Raw genomic sequence first — 16,353 nt, 5'->3', positions numbered from 1 at the left:
CGATGACCATCGACCGCGCCGACAACCTGCCCGTCACCGCAACCGCCAACCCGTGGCGGTTCTGCGTGGCGCCGATGCTCGACTGGACCGACCGCCACTACCGCTTCCTCGCCCGGCAGCTGAGCCGGCATGCGCGCCTGTACACCGAGATGGTGACCACCGGCGCCCTGCTGCACGGCGACGTCGAGCGCCACCTGCGCTTCGATGCCAGCGAGCACCCGGTCGCCCTGCAACTGGGTGGCTCGGACCCCGAGGCGCTGGCCGAGGCGGCACGCATCGGCGCCGAGTGGGGTTACGACGAGATCAACCTCAATGTCGGCTGCCCCAGTGACCGGGTACAGAACGGTGCCTTTGGCGCCTGCCTGATGGCCCAGCCCTCCCTGGTGGCCGAGTGCATCGCCGCCATGCGTGCGGCGGTCGACGTGCCGGTAACGGTCAAAAGCCGGATTGGCATCGATCACCAGGAAACATACGAGGAATTCCGCGAATTCGTCGACATCGTCGCCGACAAGGGCGGCGCCGAGGTGTTCATCGTGCACAGCCGCAAGGCGTGGCTGAAGGGGCTCTCGCCGAAACAGAACCGGGACGTGCCGCCACTTCGACCGGAGTTCGCCACCCGGCTCAAGCAGGAGCGACCGGACCTGACCGTGGTATTGAACGGCGGACTGACCGGAATCGATGCGATGCGATCGGTGCTCGACGAGCTCGACGGGGTGATGGTGGGCCGGGCGGCCTATCAGAATGTCGGCCTGCTCGCCGAGATCGACGCCGCCCTGTTCGGCGACGAGCGGCGGGTCGACCGGCTCGCGGCTGTGCAGGCCTATCGCGACTACGTTGCCGCCGAGATCGAGCGCGGCACCCGCCTGCCCACCCTGATCAAGCCCATCCTCACGCTGTTCCAGGGCAAGCCGGGAGCACGTGCCTACCGACGCCACCTCAGCGAGCAGTCACCGAAACGGGCCGACGATCCGGCCGTCATCGACGAGGCGATCGAACTGCTGCGCTGGCGCTAGTGGGGATCAGCCGCGTCGCGGCGAGACGACCGCGAAACGGTCAAGCACGAAGGCGCTGCCAAAGCCGTTGACGTAGCTGCCCGCACCGGGATGGAAACCCAGCAGGTGGAAGTCACCCAGACCGCAGAGAAGGTCGACGGTCTTGCCGTGGCGCCCGCGCAGTGCCGTGGTGATACCGGCAAACCGATCGTCGTCCCGCCCGACGGACTCGACGCTCGCGGTCCACTGGGCTCGCTCGCGGGCGAACGGATTGCGGGTCACCGCCTGGTCGGCGAGCAGCGCGACACTGGCCTCGCGCCCCGCCAGCAGGGGCCGGGTGTGCGGCGCCAGCTCGCTCGCCAGCACCCAGAAGGCGCCATCAAGGCAGGCGAACGGCAAGGTGCCGATCACCGGCACGCCGTCCGCGAGCGGCGAGACGGCGAGCACCAGGCTCGTCTGCTCGTTCAGGAACCTCACCAGCCGATCCGCCTCGGCAGCCAGATCGGGGGAATCCTCGCGACTCTGTGGCGAGACCATGCGCTCGCTCAGCCTGCTCCGGCGTAGGCCGCCTGCAGCTGCATGACGCGGCGCACGTAGGTCTTCGTCTCCCGGTACGGCGGGATGCCGCCATAGCGCTTGACGGCATTCTCCCCGGCGTTGTACGCCGCCACCGCCAGTTCACGGTCGCCACGGAACATCTTCAGCAGCAGCGCCAGGTAGGCGACCCCGCCGGCAATGTTCTGTTCGGGGTTGAAGCGGTCGACGACGTTGAAGCGCTTGGCGGTGCCAGGCATCAATTGCATCAATCCGCCCGCGCCCTTGGGCGAGACGGCATCGGGTCGGAAGGCACTCTCGGCGTGAATCACCGCGCGTACGAGCGACGGGTCGACCCCGTGACGAACGGAGAAACGATTGACCACGTCGGCAAACCGGTCACGGTCGAGCTTCGGCAGCACCCGATAGCCGTCCTGCCATCCCTTGGGCTTGGTGGCCTCGCCCTTGCGCCAGAGCTTGTAGGGCTCGTTGGCCGACTGCTGCGGCACGTTGGTCAGGTGGACCACGCCCTGGGCATCACGGTACTTGTAGACATCGGCCATCGCCGCCGGCACGGCGAGCAGTGGGGAAAGGCACAGGGCAACGGCCGCTGCCCGAAATCGCGCCCACGCCCCGGCCGTCGTCCGGACTGTCTGTCCGTGACGTTTCCGATTCATGCGGAGGTTCCCTAAACTGGCGGGCATGAACGTCAACACCGGCATCCCTCATTACACCGAACACGATCCATTCGATCAGTTGATGGATCTCTATGAGCAGAACTATATCCTGATCCGTCGACTGCTCGGCGACCTGCGGCGACTGACCCCGGGCGACGAGTTCACTCTCGGCTTTCAGGTGATCGCCCGGGTGACCGAGCGCGGCCGCTTCACCCTCGAACTGGCCTTCACCGACCACGCCGCGCTCGACTCCCAGCAGCAGCCGGTCACCCTGCGGGTGCGCATCTACCTCGACGCACGCTCGGCGGAACTGCACGACCCGCGCCATCCGGCTGCCTGCCTCAAGGCCGACCGTACCGAGTGTAACCGTGCACGCCAGTCACGCAACCGCCTGTTACAGCGCTGGCTTCTCGCCCGTCTGCGCCGGCATTGACGACGTGGCCGGGCCAGAATCGCCCCAACCGGCAAAAAGCGACTTGACAAGGGGGCGCTTCCTGATGAAAATTGCGCCCCCTCAAGCGGGAATAGCTCAGCTGGTAGAGCACAACCTTGCCAAGGTTGGGGTCGCCGGTTCGAATCCGGTTTCCCGCTCCAGATTGCGGCTGGATGGCAGAGTGGCTATGCACCGGATTGCAAATCCGTTTACCCCGGTTCGACTCCGGGTCCAGCCTCCAAAACCGTTTGCAGAGAACCCGCCTCGTGCGGGTTTTTCTGTGTCTGGCGCCCTGGCATCCCCCTCGGGTGGCCGGCGCCGGCGTGACGGGCGAGCCCCTCGAGACGCATGACCGACCCGCACCAACATCCCGAACGCTTCGAGCTCCAGGACGAACCCGCCTTCCGCGGCCATCGCCTGTTCTGGTTCGCGATGCTGTTCATCGGCCTGAGCGCCGCCGGCATCTACGCCGTCTACTCGCAGGTCGCCGGTCATACCATCACCTGGGACAGCCGCCTGCTCTCCCCGTCACTGATCCTGGCGAGCCTCGGCCTGTTGCTGGTCTATTTCGCCGCCGACGGGCTGCGCCTGTGGTTCACCTTGCGCGCGCTCGGCCAGACGGTCCCGCTGACCGCCATGGCCCGGCTGGTGTTCCTCAACATCTTCGTCTCCAACATCACGCCGCTGGCGACCGGCGGGGGCGTGGCCCAGGTCTGGTTCATGCGCCGTCGCGGCGTGCCGGTGGGCACCGGCCTGACAGCCACCACCATTCGCACCGCGCTGGCCGTGCTGTTCATCTTCGGCGCGACGCCGGTCCTGGTCCTCACCCTGCCCGGGGCCGAACAGGCGACGCAGAGCCAGTCCCTGGTGGCCACCCTGATCGTCTCGGTGTTTCTCTACCTGGGCTTTTTCACCGTGCTGGTGCTGCGGTCAAACTGGCTGTTGCGACCGCTGCTGGGCCTGCTCAAGCTGCTGCGGACCATGCACCTGATCAACGCCCGCCGGCACCACCGCTGGCGCCACCGACTGGTCCGGGAACTGCAGCGCTTCGCCCACGGCTTCGTGCGCTATTTCCAGGGGCGCTGGTTCGACATCGCCGCCTCGTTCGTCTTCACGGCGCTCTTCCTGCTGGCGCTGTTCTCGTTCCCCGCCCTGCTGTTCTGGGCGCTGGGCTACGGTTTCGATTACTGGGTGGTCATCGGCCGGATGGTGATGACCACCTTCGTCATGTACTTCTCGCCCACGCCGGGGGCCTCGGGCATAGCCGAGGGCGTGTTCGGCCACTTCTTCCGTGACATGGTGACCGCCTCGCACCTGGTGCTGGTCACGGTCGCCTGGCGGGCACTGACGATCTACCTGGGCATGCTGATCGGGCTGTTCATCACCCAGCGCGAGATCGCGGCCAGCCGGCGGGGCGACCAGTGAGCCGGCTGTCGCAAAAACTCACCCCGCGCCGGCTCAAGGTCGCCTTCTACCTGACGCTGACGGCCATCCTGCTGCTGGTCGGCTACCGCATCTACCTGCCGTTCTTCGAACAGACCTACCACGCCGTACACGCCGAGCAGATCGAACGGATCCAGTCACGCGCCGCCGACGGCCTGCACTTCGCCGTGGTCGGCAACATCAACAACTCGGTGGGCCTGTTCGAGCGCAAGATGATCCCGATGCTCAACCGGGCCGATCTCGACTTCGTCGTCTCGGCCGGCAACGCGGTCAGCGGCGGCGGCGAGGACAAGTACCGGGCGCTCTACCGCACGCTGTCCCACCTGGAGATGCCCTACCTGCTCACGGTGGGCGAAAAGGAGAGCGGCGCCTTCGGCTCGTTCAACTACTACGAGCACTTCGGCCCCTACTTCTTCGGTTTTCGTGCCGGCGGCAGCCAGTTCCTGTTCCTCGACAGCACCGATCCGGACACCTATCCCTTCCAGCTTCACTGGCTCAGGGAGCAGTTGCGCGACCCGTCGGCAGCGCATCGCTTCGTGTTCATCGGCCACCCGATGTTCCGGGCGGTCAAGGAAAGCCCGCTCGACTTCGACGACCAGTATCTCGACGACATCGAGTTCCGCGACCGCCTGCACCAGCTGTTCCGCGAGCACGGCGTCGATGCGGTGTTCTCCAGCAACCTGCACCTGTTCGACCACCAGGTCCGCGACGGCGTCGATTACGTGGTCACCGGCGGGGCCGGCGGACTGGTGCTCAACGACGAGACCAGCTTCTACCACTACGTCGACGTGAGCACCGCGGGCGACGAGATATCCATCAGCGTCGAGCGGCTAGACATCGGCCAGCACCAGGTCTTCAAGACGCTGGAAAGCCTGTGGTTCTTCATCCACTCGCTGTTCTACGTCGGCCACCTCAACTTCCTGCTGGTGCTCGGCCTGCTGACGCTGCTGGCGATCAAGCTCTACAGCGCGATCTTCGTCGAGCGCGACTACTACCGGAACTACGATCTGGATACCTCGCCGTGGCGTGACCGCCCCTTGCGGGTGGCAATGATGACCAACAACTTCCTGCCGTTCATCGGCGGGGTGCCGATCTCGATCGACCGGCTGCGCCGGGGGCTGGAACAGCTGACCCACCGCGTGCGCATCGTCGCGCCCAGCTACGCCGGCCAGGACGATCACGACATGGACGTAACCCGGATCCCGTCGCTGTTCAGCATGGGCCGCCACGACGAGTTCCGCCTGGCCAACCCGCTCTCGCCGCGCATCCGCCACGGCCTGAAGGATTTCGCCCCGGACCTCATTCACATCCATCACCCCTTCTGGCTGGGCTGGAGCGCGCTGTGGCGGGCCCGTCGCCTGAAGGTGCCGACGGTGTTCACCTATCACACCCGTCTCGAGCACTACTCGCACTTCGTGCCGCTGCCCGGCCCGCTGTTCCGCAACCTGATCGCGCACACGGCGATCCGGCGCTTCGCCAACCGTTGCACCGGCGTGATCGTGCCGACCGAGTCGGCCGAGGAGTATCTGCGGGTGATCGGCGTGACCTCACCGATCTACGTCCACCCGACCGGTATCGATTTCGACCGCTTCCGCTCGGTCGACACGGCGGCGGTCGAGGCACTGCGCGAGGCGCACGGTATCGGCGAGGACGAACGGGTGCTGGTGAGCGTGTCGCGGCTGAGCCAGGAGAAGAACATCGACTTCCTGGTCGCCGCGCTCGACGAACTCAACCGCCGCTCGGCGCGGGCGTTCCGCTGCCTGATCATCGGCGAGGGCGAGGAGCACCAACGCCTGCAGGAGCGCATCGAGGCGCTCGGGCTGGCCGACACCATCACGCTGGTCGGCAGCGTCCCGCCCGACGAGATGGCGCGCTACTACCGGTTAGGGGATGCGTTCGTCTTCGCCTCGAAGTCCGAGACCCAGGGCATGGTGATCCTCGAGGCGATGGCGGCCGGTCTGCCGGTGGTGGCCGTGCGATCCAGCGGCATCGACGACGTGGTCAGGAACGAGACCAACGGCTTCAAGACCGCCGAGGACATCGACCGCTGGACGACCGCCGCGCAGCGGCTGATCGAGGACGACGAGCTACGTGCGGCCATGGCCGAGCAGGCCGTGACCACCGCGCGCCGCCATGCCATCGATCACTTCGCCCGTGACGTGGCCGACACCTACCGCCAGGTCCTGGCGCTGTATCACTGGCGAGAGCGCCCCGACGACTAGCCCTGCCTCAGAGGGGGTGGCGCCATTCGCTCAGCGCCTGCTGGGCCGAGGCGTTCAGTTTCGCCAGCAGGCCACGCTTCTTGATCGGCTGGCTGATCTCGAAGACATCGCCGCGATCGACGGCATCGAGAATCAGGTCGTCGCTGGTGCCGATGGCGTCGATCAGGCCGAGCTCGAGCGCATCCTCGCCGTACCAGTGCTCACCGGTCGCCAGGCGCTCGAGATCGAGAGACGGGCGGTAACGTGACAGGAACTGCTTGAACAGCAGGTGCGCCTGCTCGAGCTCCTCGCGGAATTTCTCCCGACCGGCCTCGGTGTTCTCGCCCAGCAGGGTCAGGGTGCGCTTGTACTGCCCCGCGGTGTGCAGCTCGACATCGATGTCGTTGCGCTTCAGGAGCCGGTGGATGTTGGGCAGCTGGGCGACCACGCCGATCGAGCCGATGATCGCGAAGGGGGCGGCGACGATGCGGTCGGCCACCGCCGCCATCATGTAACCGCCGCTGGCGGCGACCCGATCGACGATCGCCACCAGCTCGACCTCGGCGGCGCGCAGGCGAGCCAGCTGGGCGGCCGCCAGGCCGTAGCCCGGAACCACCCCGCCAGGGCTGTCGAGCACCAGCAGCACCCGGTCGACGCCCGGACGGGCGACCTGCAACACGGCCGAGACTTCCTCGCGCAGGGCATCAACTGCCGAGGCGCGAATATCCCCTGCAAAGTGGAGCACGTAGTGTCGCGGGGCCTCGCCGCCCTTTTCGCCCTCTTCCGCCGGAGCCGCGGCCGAAACCTGCGTCGATGCCTCCTGCTCGCCGCCCTCGTCGGCTCCCTTGTCCTTGTCGCCGCGACCCGGCAGGCGATCACGCAGCCTGGCCCACGCCCCCTTCAGGCCGCCGGCGGGCTTCTCGATCGCCTGGCGAAGCTGCTTAGTTCGGGACTCGATCTCGTCGTTCAGCCGACGAATCTTGAGCGGCTTGAGCGGCGACTCGCCGGACTGGGCGTTACGCGCCTGGGCCACGACCGAGACCACCGCTGCCACGACGAAGACAACCGCCACCACCAGGGTCACGGTCTTGAGCAGAAACAGGAAATACTCGTGCCACATGAACAGATCACTCCGGGCAAAGACGCCGAGTATAGACGTGCCGGTGCAGCCCGGGAAAAGGGGCTAGACTTTCGTCAGGACACCGGAAAATCCATCATCAACGTGAACAGCAACCTGAGCATGTACCACCCGGAGGAGACCGCATGCAGGCACCGTTTCACCCGCTGAGTGAACTGTTCGAGCAACTGGGGCTGGATGCCTCGGAAGAGGCGATCGAGGCGTTCATCGAACGCCACCACCCCCTGCCCAGTGACGTCGCCCTTGCCGATGCGCCGTTCTGGAGCGAGAACCAGAAGCGCTTCCTGCGCGAGTCACTCGCCGAGGATGCCGACTGGGCCGAGGCGGTGGACCATCTCGACGCGCGGCTGCGCGCCCACCCGGCCACCTGACCGCCGGGCCGGCCCTCGCAGGTCGTCTCAGGCGTCGCCCGGCGACGCGCGACCGGCGAAGGCCTGACGCAACTGCGCCATGGCGCGATCGATCACCCGCGTGGGCGTGGCCAGATTGATACGCATGTAACCCCGGCCGGGCTCGCCGAAGATGATGCCCTGGCTGAGTCCCAATCCCGCCTCGTCAATGAAGAAGCGCTGCAGGGCCCGGTCCTCGGGATCGCTTGCGGCATCCGAAAGTCCCATCCCGCGGCAATCGAGCCACAGCAGGTAGGTCGCCTCGGGAGCCATCGCCTCGATCGGCAGGTCCGCGACCGCCTCGATCACCCGGTCGCGATTGACGGCGATATGCCTCATCAGCTCGTCGGGCCAGTTGGCCCCGCGCGCATAGGCGGCCTTGAGCGCGGTCAGACCGAACACCGACCCCTCGCCCAGGTGCATGCCGCGACGCTCGCGGTCGAAGCGCTCACGGATGGCGGCATCGGGGATCACGGCGTAGCCGCCGCCGATGCCGGCGGTGTTGAAGGTCTTGCCCGGCGCGGTGACCGTGAACCAGCGGCACCCGGCCGCATCCCCCACCCGGGCGAACGGCGTGTGCCGAACCCCCGGGTAGGTGAGATCCATGTGGATCTCGTCGCTGATCACCATGACGTCGTGGCGAGCGCAGATCGCGGCGACCTGCCCCAGCTCTTCCTCGGTCCAGACCCGGCCGCCGGGGTTGTGCGGATTGCACAGCAACAGCATCTGGGCCTCGCGCGCCTCGGCCTCCAGCGCCTCGAAATCCATCACGTAGCGCGTGCCGCCGGCCTCGTCCGGCTGCTCCACCAGCGGATTCTCGACCAATGTCCGGCCCTGGTCGCGCACTACCTGGAAGAACGGGAAGTACACCGGCGGCTGGATGATCACCCGCGCACCGGGGCTCGTGAAGGCGCGAATGGCCATCGCCATGGCCGGCACCACACCCGGCACGGGCACGATGGCCTCTGCATCGACGTGCCAGTCGTGCTGGCCGGCCAGCCAGCCGGTGATCGCCTCGAAATGCCCGGCATCCGGCTTGGCGTAGCCGAAGGCGCCGTCGGCCAGCCGGTCGGCCAGTGCCTCGGTGACGAAGTCAGGCGCGGGAAAGTCCATGTCCGCCACCCACAGCGGGATGACGTCCTCGCGACCGAAGATCTCGCCGCGCCGGTCGTACTTCTCGCAACCGGATCCCGGGTACTGGGCCAGCCGGGTGAAATCGGTCTGGCTCATCCCTACTTCGCTCATGCTTTCCTCGCCCAGACCGTCACCTGACTGACCGTGTGCTGAAAGCGCCGGGCGGTGTCGCGGATGACGAACGGGATGTCCGCCGGTTCGCCCACCAGCTCGAAGTGCGGCTCGAGGCGCTTGATCAGCGTGTCGAGCGTCGTCACCGGTCGCCCGTCCTCGTCGACGTAGCCCCCCAGCCAGCGCTCGCGCGGCGTGACCTCCTCGAGCCAGGTATACGGCGAGGCCAACACCAGGAGGCCGCCTTCGTTGATGCGCCCGGCAATGTCGTCGAGGAACTTGCCCGGATCGTAGAGGCGGTCGATCAGATTGCCTGCCAGCACAAGGTCGTAGCCGGTGAAATGCGGCTTCATGTTGCAGGCATCCTGCTGCCAGAAATCGATGTTGTCGCGCGCCTCGAGGCCCAGCCCCGCCAGCGAGGCGGCGCGGTCCTCGGTCAGCTCCCCCTCGGTGGGCAGGGCGTAGGCGATCTGGCCGTCGTCGAGCATCGCCTGGGCGATCTGGATGAAACGCGCCGAGAAATCGAGCCCGGTGACCGACTCGAAGTGCGGGGCCAACTCGAAGGTCGCCCGCCCGGTGGCGCAACCGACGTCGAGGGCTGCGCCGCGGTTGCGCCCTTCCATCTGGCGCAGGGCGTACTCGGCCAGCGCCCGGGGGAAGTTGGCCACGCCGAAGTACGAGCGGCCGTAGTGGAAGTCGCAGTACTGCGCCAGCTGGGCGTCGGTCTCGTAGTAGCTCTCGTCCCGGGAGGCCGGCGGCCGCACCGGCTCGCCCTCGACGTAGCGGAACCCGGCGTGCTGGAAGAAGTGCCGGCGGAAGGCGTAACGCGCGTCGCGGGTCGCCTCGTTGCCGGTCGAGATCCACGAGCCGCCCTTGATCAGGTTGTGCTGGTTGTCGAAGGTTGGCACCGAGAAGTCGTCGTAGATCGGGTGCGGCTCGAAGCCCTCGAAGGCATCGATGGGCGTCTCGCTCCACTGCCAGACGTTGCCGATCACGTCATAGAAATCACCCTGGGAGAAACGGTCGACCGGACAGGCCGAGGCCCAGTACTCGAGGTTGATGTTGCCCGGCGCCCGCTCGCCCCACTCCGGCTCGTCCGGCACGCCGGCGACCTGGCGCAGGCGCTCGTACTCCGGTTCGGTCGGCAGGCGGATGGACTTGCCCGTGGTCTCGGAAAGCCAGTTGCAGAAGGCCTTGGCCTCGAGATAGTTGACGTCCACCGGCCAGTCCCACGGCATGTCGATCTCGCGGGTCATGGTCCGGTAGCCCCAAGAAGAGCGACCTTGGGAATCCCCGCGCGGCACCCAGAAGATCGGGTGGGCCGCACCGCGGAAGTCGAGCCAGCGCCGCCCCTCCTCGGTCCACCACTCGGGCGTCTCGTAGCCGCCGGCCTCGACGAAGGCAAGGAACTCGGCGTTGGAGACCTGCATGCGGCTGGCACGGAAGGTGTCCACGCGGGTGGTCAGCCGGCCGTATTCGTTGTCCCAGCCGTACAGGGGTGCGTCGGACGACTTGCCCTGCTCGACCGTGCCGCCGGCCACCTCGAGCAGTTCGTTGACGGGTGCCTCTGCCGGAGTGGCCGCGGCGGCATCGCAGATCGGCCAGTCATCGTTCGGGCGTACCCATTCGAGATCGAGCTGGCGGATCAGCACCGAGGAGGTCTCCAGATGGATGCGCTCGTGCTCGATGCCCATGAAGATCGACCAGGTGGGGTGGTCCTCCCAGCGCACCGGCGGGGTCCAGTCGAGCTCGGTGATCAGCTGGTCGACGCGTTCGCGCACCGCACGGCGGTACTCGCGCACCCGGTCGACCGAGGGCCAGTCGTAGTGGTCGTCGTTAAGGTCGTCCCAGGACATCTCGTCGACGCCGATGGCGAACATGCCCTCGAGCTGCGGGTCGATGCGCGTGGTCGCCTTCGCCGTGACCAGCTTGTTGATATAGAAGGTCGCGGTGTGGCCGAAGTAGAAGATCAGGGGGTGGCGCAGCGGTTCCGGCCGCTCGTAGAAGGCCTGATCGTCGGTGATGACCTCGAAGAGCTTCTCGTAGATGTCCATCGTGCGATGGAAGTAGGCCCGCACGGCCTCCCGCTTGGTTTCGGCATCCTGCCCGGTCAGCAATACCGAGCGGCTCTTGAGTCTGGACAGCATCACGACACTCCTTATGGCAAGAATCGAACGAATGCATCTGGCGACGCATGTTTCGATGACTGACTTTAGGCCATCGCCCTGTAGGGATAAACCGGGTGCCGACGCGTCTGCCGGGACCCCCACCCCCATGTCATTCCGTCGGCAAGCCGACTAGACTGGCCCGCAATCAAGAAAAACAACGATGGACCGCCCCGCATGCTCACCCGACTGATCCCGCCCCCCGTTGCCCTGCTGATCGGCATCGGCCTGATGTACGGACTTTCCCACCTCTGGCCGACGACCACAGTCGAATGGTCCGGACTGCCCTGGGTGGCCGGTGTCTTTTTCGCCGCCGGGGTCGGGCTGATGCTGGCGGCCGTCTGGTCACTCTGGCGAGCGCATACCACCATCGACCCCTTTCGCCCGGAACGGGCCTCCCACCTCGTCACCACCGGCATCTACCGGCTCAGCCGCAATCCCATCTACCTGGGTGATGCACTGCTGCTGACAGGCGCCGCCTTCTGGCTGGGCCAACCTCTTGGCCTGATCGTCGTGGTCCTGTTCGTCCTGTTCATCGACCGCTTTCAGGTCCGTGGCGAGGAAGCGGCGCTGGAGCGGCATTTCGGCGAGCGATTCGGTCGGTATCGCGACCAGACGCGCCGGTGGCTGTGAGCGCCGGACCGACATGGCAACGGGCCATCGACCAATGGGCGAGCAAAAAAGATTGATTTGTCCCTAGCGGAGAAAACGATTAGCTTGACTCATAATCACGCACTCGGCGCAACTCGCGCCATGGCCGGGCACACATGAAAGCCACGACCGACACACCCATCCTGATCAAGTCCTACCTGCTGATGGTGGCCGCCGCCTGCGTCACCATCGGCGCCGTTGGACTGGTCGCGCCCTTGCTGATCCCCGAGCCGGGCCCACTTGGACTGCCGCTGACGAGGGAAAGCGCCGTGGCCGCGCTGCTCGCGGGTCTGGGCCTGGGCGGCCATCTGCAGCGCTGGCGCCCGCTCCACTACACCGCCGGGATGGGGCTGCTGTTCCTGATCGGGTTCAGCGCCGCGACCAACGGCATCCACCTGCCAGGCTCGCTGGACCCAAGCCACATCGCACACGACCACCTGTCGATCGAGGCGGCCCTGCTGCTCGCCGCGATCGCCTTCTGCCTGATGATCCCCGGCGATTCGCCGCTGGTGCGCCGCCCCTGGCAATGGGTAGGCGGATTGATGCTGTTCCTCGGCGGCGTCTCGGCGCTGTGGATGCTGCTGGGCAACGCACCGTGGCTGCAGTTTCACTCCACCGCCGCCTGGGTAGCCATCCTGTTCATTCTGCTGTTCGGCGGGGCGATGTGGCTCGCCAGCCGACGGAACATCCAACGGCTGGATGAGCTGGGCGGGCTGGCAGTAGCGGCCGCCATTGTCGGCTCACTGCTCAGCGCCCTGGCCTGGTACCAGTTCTCGCTTGATCACAACCGCCAACTTCAGGCCATCGGCGAATCCGAGCTGGACCGGGTCGAGATCCTCAGCCAACAGGCACTGACCAGCCGCGTCGAGGCACTGCGCCGCCTCTCGACCCGCTGGCGGATGTTCAATCAGTTACCCACGGCCGACTTCATTCGCGAGCGGGAATCGCAAAGCTACTTCGCGGACCTGGAAAGCCTGCAGTTGCTGGCTACCCTCGACCGCGACAAGAATGTCGTCTGGCACAGAAGCCGTGGCCCCGGCGGCGAGCGATTGATGCGGCAGCTGCTCGGTGACGAAGGCACACGGACCTGGCTGCAGGCGGCCGATCCCGCTCCCCGCCTGATGCTGCTGCCCGGCCTGCCCTCGCGCGGTCAGAACACGAGCATGGTGGCGATCCCCATGCCCATCCCCGGGCGAGACGAGCAGCAGATGCTGGCCCTGCTCGACTTCGATCGGCTTGCCGCCAAGGCCCTGCCACCCAACACGGGCCCCGTCGCCGTGCAGTTCTCCCTGGGCGACAGAGGCACCATCGAGCTCTACGGTGATCAGATGGGTCTTGGGTACAAGGCCCTGCTGGCCGAACGCGAACTCGCTTTGCCGTTCGGCACGACCCTGCTGGCCCGGGGCTATCTCGAGGAGGGCACCCGGGTCGGGGTCGGCGCACTCCTGCCCGCTGCCGCCGCCCTGGTCGGGCTGGCGATCACCCAGCTGGTCGTGCTGCTGCTGGCGACCGGCCGCAGCCGCCTGGCCCACGCACGACGGCTGACGATGACGCGCCGGGAGCTCGAATCGCAGCAGGCGATCCAGCAGATGATCCTGCATTCCGACTCGCTGGAACACACCCTGCGCTCGATATGCGAACTGCTCGAGGAACACCAGCCTTCTTCGCACTGCTCGATCATGCTTGCGGACGCCGATGGCACCACCCTGAAACTCGCCGCGGCGCCCAGCCTGTCCGCCAGCTATCGAGATGCCATCGCCTCCATACCGCTGACCGAAGTCGGCTCCTGCGGCACCGCCGCCTGCCGGAGGGAACCGGTGTTCAGCGAGGACATCGCCACCGATCCCAGATGGTCCGGCTTCCACGAGATCACGCGGGAAAACGGCCTGCGTTCATGCTGGTCCTACCCGTTGCTGGACTCCGACGGCGAGGTGCTGGGTACGTTCGCCAGCTATCGGGAGACACCGGGTCGGCCCTCGCCCAGCCATCAGCGACAGATCGCGCGTGCCGCCGACCTGGTTTCCCTGGCGATCGAACGGCATCGCGACCGCAGCGCGCTGGAAGAGAACGAGCAACGCTATCGCTCGTTGTTCACCTACAACCCGGACGCGGTGTTCTCGCTGACGGCCGGCGGACGCCTCAAGGGGTTCAATCATGCCACCGAGGCCATGTTCGACCGCCCGGCGCGCGAGCTTGAAGGCCACTCCCTGATCGAGCTGATCGACCCGGCCGACCAGTCACGCGTGACCCGCGCGATCGAACGCACCATCCGCGGCCGCACCCAGAGCTCGGAACTGACGGTCAACCACGGCGACGGCAGCCGCCACGACTTCGACGTCAGCTACCTGCCGATGGTGATCAACGGTCGCATCGAGGCGGTCTTCGGCATCGCCAAGGACATCACCGTGCGCAAGCGCCAGGAGCGTCGCCTGCGCACGCTCGAACGCAGTGTCGAGGCGAGCATCCACGGCGTGGTGATCGCCGATGCACGCCGCCCGGGCCTGCCGATCGTCTACACCAACGCCGCCTTCACCCGCATCACCGGCTACAGCGCCGAGGAAGTCCTGGGGCACAACTGCCGTTTCCTGCAGGGCGAGCGGACCGACCCCGAGGCGGTCGACGAGATCCGCGAGGCACTGGTCGAACAAAGGCCGGTCCGGGTGCTGCTGCGCAACTACCGCAAGGACGGCAGCCAGTTCTGGAACGAGCTGCACATCGCGCCGGTTGAGGACGAATCGGGCGAGGTGAGCCACTTCGTCGGGTTGCAGAACGACGTCTCGGCACACAAGTCCTACGAGGCCCAGCTGGCCTTCAACGCCACGCACGACAGCCTGACCGGGCTCGCGAACCGCTCACTGTTCGAGGACCGGCTGCAGCACACCGTCGAGCTGTCGAAACGACGCGGCAACCGAGTCGCGGTCCTCTTCATCGACCTCGACGAATTCAAGCCGATCAACGACAGCCTGGGCCATGCGGTCGGCGACAAGATCCTGATCGAGGTCTCGCGCCGCCTGGCTGCGCAGATGCGGGCCGAGGACACCCTGGCGCGCTTTGGTGGTGACGAATTCGTCGCCCTGCTGGCGGACATCGACGGCGAGGACGAGGCACTGCTGGTGGCAGAGCGTCTGCTGCCGGACATCAGCCGGCCCTACCACGTCGACGAACACGAACTCTATCTGAGCGCGAGCATCGGCATCACGATCAGCGAGCCGGACACGAAAAAGCCGCAGTCGCTGATCCAGCAGGCCGACATGGCGATGTATCGGGCCAAGCAGCAGGGACGCAATACCTGCCAGATCTTCAACGAGGAGATCAACAAGCAGGTGCGCCGCCGCGTGGGTCTGCGCAACGACCTGCAGGAAGCACTCGAGCACCACGACTTTCACGTCTTCTACCAGCCGCTGGTACGCGGCTCGGATCGCGAGATCACCGGCTTCGAGGCCCTGTTGCGCTGGCACCACCCCGAACACGGCTGGGTCTCGCCGGCCACCTTCATCCCGCTGGCCGAGGAGACCGGGCAGATCATCCCCTTGAGCGAATGGGTGCTCGAACGGGCCTGCCGGGACATGAAGACCTTGGTCGACCACGGGCTCGAAGAAGGTCGAATGGCGATCAACCTCTCGCCGGTGCAGTTCCACCGGCCCAATTTCCTCGCCACCATCCACCGCATGCTCGAACTCACCGGCCTGCCCGCCAGCCGTCTGGAACTGGAACTGACCGAGGGCATCCTGATGAGCGAGACCGACTCGGCGATCGAGACCCTGCACCAGCTGCGCGACAGCACCGTCAGCGTCTCGATCGACGATTTCGGCACCGGTTTCTCCAGCCTGAGCTATCTGAAGCACCTGCCCATCGACAAGATCAAGATCGATCGCAGCTTCATCCAAGGGGTCGAGGACAGCGCCGACGATGCGGCGATCGTCCAGGGCATCATCTCGATGGCGCATCACCTCGGCATCACGGTGATCGCCGAGGGCATCGAAACCGAGGCACAGCGGGACATTCTGGTCAATTGGGGCTGCGACAGCCTGCAGGGCTACCTGTTCGCCCGCCCCATGCCGCTGACGGATCTGGTCGGCTGCCTGGAGGACAACCGCAACATCATCACGGTCTCGGACAGCCACTGAGCCCCGGCCCTGACCCACCATGCAAAAAGCCCCCGGCGGACACGCTCGGGGGCTTTTCTCGCAAGGCGCATGCACGCCCTTCTGTCTGGTGCGCCCGACAGGATTCGAACCTGTGACCTTCGGCTTCGGAGGCCGACACTCTATCCAGCTGAGCTACGGGCGCGATGAGCGGGGCATGATAGCGATTTGCCCGCGCCGCGTCCATGGCGGACGCGGATTCGACGGCGCGATCAGTCGCCCAGCGCCTCACCGACGACGCCCTGCGCCTGCTCGAGGATCTGCTCGAGGTGTGCGGCATCGTGGAAGCTCTCGGCGTAGATCTTGTAGATCGGCTCGGTGCCCGACGGGCGCGCCGCGA

Annotated in this window: 13 protein-coding genes and 3 tRNA genes; 9 read left to right on the top strand and 7 right to left on the bottom strand. The window is 66.6% G+C overall.

Going from position 1 to position 16,353, the window contains the following annotated elements:
• Nucleotides 1-2 precede the first annotated feature (2 nt).
• Nucleotides 3-1,013 carry a tRNA dihydrouridine(20/20a) synthase DusA gene (dusA, locus tag AWR35_RS08345; protein WP_058575506.1) on the top strand — a complete coding sequence of 337 codons (1,011 nt, stop codon included), beginning with the start codon at nucleotides 3-5 and terminating at the stop codon, nucleotides 1,011-1,013.
• 6 nt (nucleotides 1,014-1,019) lie between these two features.
• Here the strand turns inward: dusA and AWR35_RS08340 are convergent, their stop codons facing one another.
• Both AWR35_RS08340 and AWR35_RS08335 read right to left on the bottom strand, forming a co-directional pair.
• Entirely contained in the window at nucleotides 1,020-1,529 is a 510-nt protein-coding gene (locus AWR35_RS08340; protein WP_058575505.1) for a hypothetical protein, read from the bottom strand.
• An 8-nt stretch (nucleotides 1,530-1,537) separates the two neighbouring features.
• The gene (locus AWR35_RS08335; RefSeq protein ID WP_231723582.1) at nucleotides 1,538-2,203 is read right to left on the bottom strand and encodes a lytic transglycosylase domain-containing protein; all 666 of its coding nucleotides are present in this window, start codon (nucleotides 2,201-2,203) and stop codon (nucleotides 1,538-1,540) included.
• Between AWR35_RS08335 and AWR35_RS08330 the strand changes: the two genes are divergently transcribed.
• From AWR35_RS08330 to AWR35_RS08310, 5 genes are all read left to right on the top strand, one after another.
• Nucleotides 2,202-2,636, top strand: coding sequence for a DUF1249 domain-containing protein (locus AWR35_RS08330; protein WP_082664023.1), 435 nt, complete (start codon nucleotides 2,202-2,204; stop codon nucleotides 2,634-2,636). The genes AWR35_RS08335 and AWR35_RS08330 overlap by 2 nt on opposite strands.
• An 85-nt stretch (nucleotides 2,637-2,721) precedes the next feature.
• Nucleotides 2,722-2,797 (top strand) — tRNA-Gly (locus AWR35_RS08325).
• 6 nt (nucleotides 2,798-2,803) lie between these two features.
• A tRNA-Cys gene (locus AWR35_RS08320) sits at nucleotides 2,804-2,877 on the top strand.
• Nucleotides 2,878-2,984: 107 nt separating this feature from the next.
• Nucleotides 2,985-4,061: a lysylphosphatidylglycerol synthase transmembrane domain-containing protein gene (locus AWR35_RS08315; RefSeq protein WP_058575502.1), complete on the top strand. Its 1,077-nt coding sequence runs from the start codon at nucleotides 2,985-2,987 to the stop codon at nucleotides 4,059-4,061.
• A complete protein-coding gene (locus tag AWR35_RS08310) occupies nucleotides 4,058-6,301 on the top strand; it encodes a glycosyltransferase (RefSeq protein WP_197408177.1) in 2,244 nt (747 codons plus the stop codon). The genes AWR35_RS08315 and AWR35_RS08310 overlap by 4 nt, the downstream gene beginning before the upstream one ends.
• Nucleotides 6,302-6,308: 7 nt before the next feature.
• Here AWR35_RS08310 and sohB read toward each other — a convergent pair whose 3' ends face one another.
• On the bottom strand, nucleotides 6,309-7,406 hold the full coding sequence (gene sohB, locus AWR35_RS08305) for a protease SohB (protein WP_058575501.1): 1,098 nt from the start codon (nucleotides 7,404-7,406) through the stop codon (nucleotides 6,309-6,311).
• 137 nt (nucleotides 7,407-7,543) lie between these two features.
• On the opposite strand from sohB, the gene AWR35_RS08300 reads away from it, so the two are divergent.
• The gene (locus AWR35_RS08300) at nucleotides 7,544-7,789 is read left to right on the top strand and encodes a DUF2789 domain-containing protein (protein WP_058575500.1); all 246 of its coding nucleotides are present in this window, start codon (nucleotides 7,544-7,546) and stop codon (nucleotides 7,787-7,789) included.
• A 27-nt stretch (nucleotides 7,790-7,816) separates the two neighbouring features.
• On the opposite strand, the gene AWR35_RS08295 is transcribed toward AWR35_RS08300, so the two are convergent.
• Nucleotides 7,817-9,052, bottom strand: a complete 1,236-nt coding sequence (locus tag AWR35_RS08295) for a PatB family C-S lyase (RefSeq protein ID WP_082664022.1) — start codon at nucleotides 9,050-9,052, stop codon at nucleotides 7,817-7,819.
• Nucleotides 9,049-11,199, bottom strand: coding sequence for a 5-histidylcysteine sulfoxide synthase (gene ovoA / locus AWR35_RS08290; protein ID WP_058575498.1), 2,151 nt, complete (start codon nucleotides 11,197-11,199; stop codon nucleotides 9,049-9,051). The genes AWR35_RS08295 and ovoA overlap by 4 nt, the downstream gene beginning before the upstream one ends.
• A gap of 195 nt (nucleotides 11,200-11,394) precedes the next feature.
• On the opposite strand from ovoA, the gene AWR35_RS08285 reads away from it, so the two are divergent.
• Both AWR35_RS08285 and AWR35_RS10670 read left to right on the top strand, forming a co-directional pair.
• Nucleotides 11,395-11,850 carry an isoprenylcysteine carboxylmethyltransferase family protein gene (locus tag AWR35_RS08285; protein ID WP_058575497.1) on the top strand — a complete coding sequence of 152 codons (456 nt, stop codon included), beginning with the start codon at nucleotides 11,395-11,397 and terminating at the stop codon, nucleotides 11,848-11,850.
• Nucleotides 11,851-11,984: 134 nt separating this feature from the next.
• Nucleotides 11,985-15,995, top strand: coding sequence for an EAL domain-containing protein (locus AWR35_RS10670; protein WP_058575496.1), 4,011 nt, complete (start codon nucleotides 11,985-11,987; stop codon nucleotides 15,993-15,995).
• Nucleotides 15,996-16,081: 86 nt separating this feature from the next.
• On the opposite strand, the gene AWR35_RS08275 is transcribed toward AWR35_RS10670, so the two are convergent.
• Both AWR35_RS08275 and AWR35_RS10665 read right to left on the bottom strand, forming a co-directional pair.
• A tRNA-Arg gene (locus AWR35_RS08275) sits at nucleotides 16,082-16,158 on the bottom strand.
• Between the two features lie 67 nt (nucleotides 16,159-16,225).
• On the bottom strand, nucleotides 16,226-16,353 hold a 128-nt coding region (locus AWR35_RS10665; RefSeq protein WP_156413969.1), incomplete at its 5' end, for a hypothetical protein.

Origin of the sequence: Guyparkeria sp. WRN-7, from assembly GCF_001641825.1 — a bacterium.
Lineage (GTDB): Bacteria > Pseudomonadota > Gammaproteobacteria > Halothiobacillales > Halothiobacillaceae > Guyparkeria.
The sequence above is the reverse complement of the archived record's forward strand: the minus strand, read 5'-3'. Positions and strand labels throughout refer to the sequence as shown.

Bases quoted from the DNA above. Each gene is read 5' to 3' on its own strand.
- AWR35_RS08315 (WP_058575502.1), top strand. From the start codon at position 2,985: ATGACCGACCCGCACCAACATCCCGAACGCTTCGAGCTCCAGGACGAA.
- ovoA (WP_058575498.1), bottom strand. From the start codon at position 11,199: ATGCTGTCCAGACTCAAGAGCCGCTCGGTATTGCTGACCGGGCAGGAT.
- AWR35_RS08340 (WP_058575505.1), bottom strand. From the start codon at position 1,529: ATGGTCTCGCCACAGAGTCGCGAGGATTCCCCCGATCTGGCTGCCGAG.
- AWR35_RS08330 (WP_082664023.1), top strand. From the start codon at position 2,202: ATGCGGAGGTTCCCTAAACTGGCGGGCATGAACGTCAACACCGGCATC.
- AWR35_RS08335 (WP_231723582.1), bottom strand. From the start codon at position 2,203: ATGAATCGGAAACGTCACGGACAGACAGTCCGGACGACGGCCGGGGCG.
- dusA (WP_058575506.1), top strand. From the start codon at position 3: ATGACCATCGACCGCGCCGACAACCTGCCCGTCACCGCAACCGCCAAC.
- AWR35_RS08295 (WP_082664022.1), bottom strand. From the start codon at position 9,052: ATGAGCGAAGTAGGGATGAGCCAGACCGATTTCACCCGGCTGGCCCAG.
- AWR35_RS10670 (WP_058575496.1), top strand. From the start codon at position 11,985: ATGAAAGCCACGACCGACACACCCATCCTGATCAAGTCCTACCTGCTG.
- AWR35_RS08285 (WP_058575497.1), top strand. From the start codon at position 11,395: ATGCTCACCCGACTGATCCCGCCCCCCGTTGCCCTGCTGATCGGCATC.
- AWR35_RS08300 (WP_058575500.1), top strand. From the start codon at position 7,544: ATGCAGGCACCGTTTCACCCGCTGAGTGAACTGTTCGAGCAACTGGGG.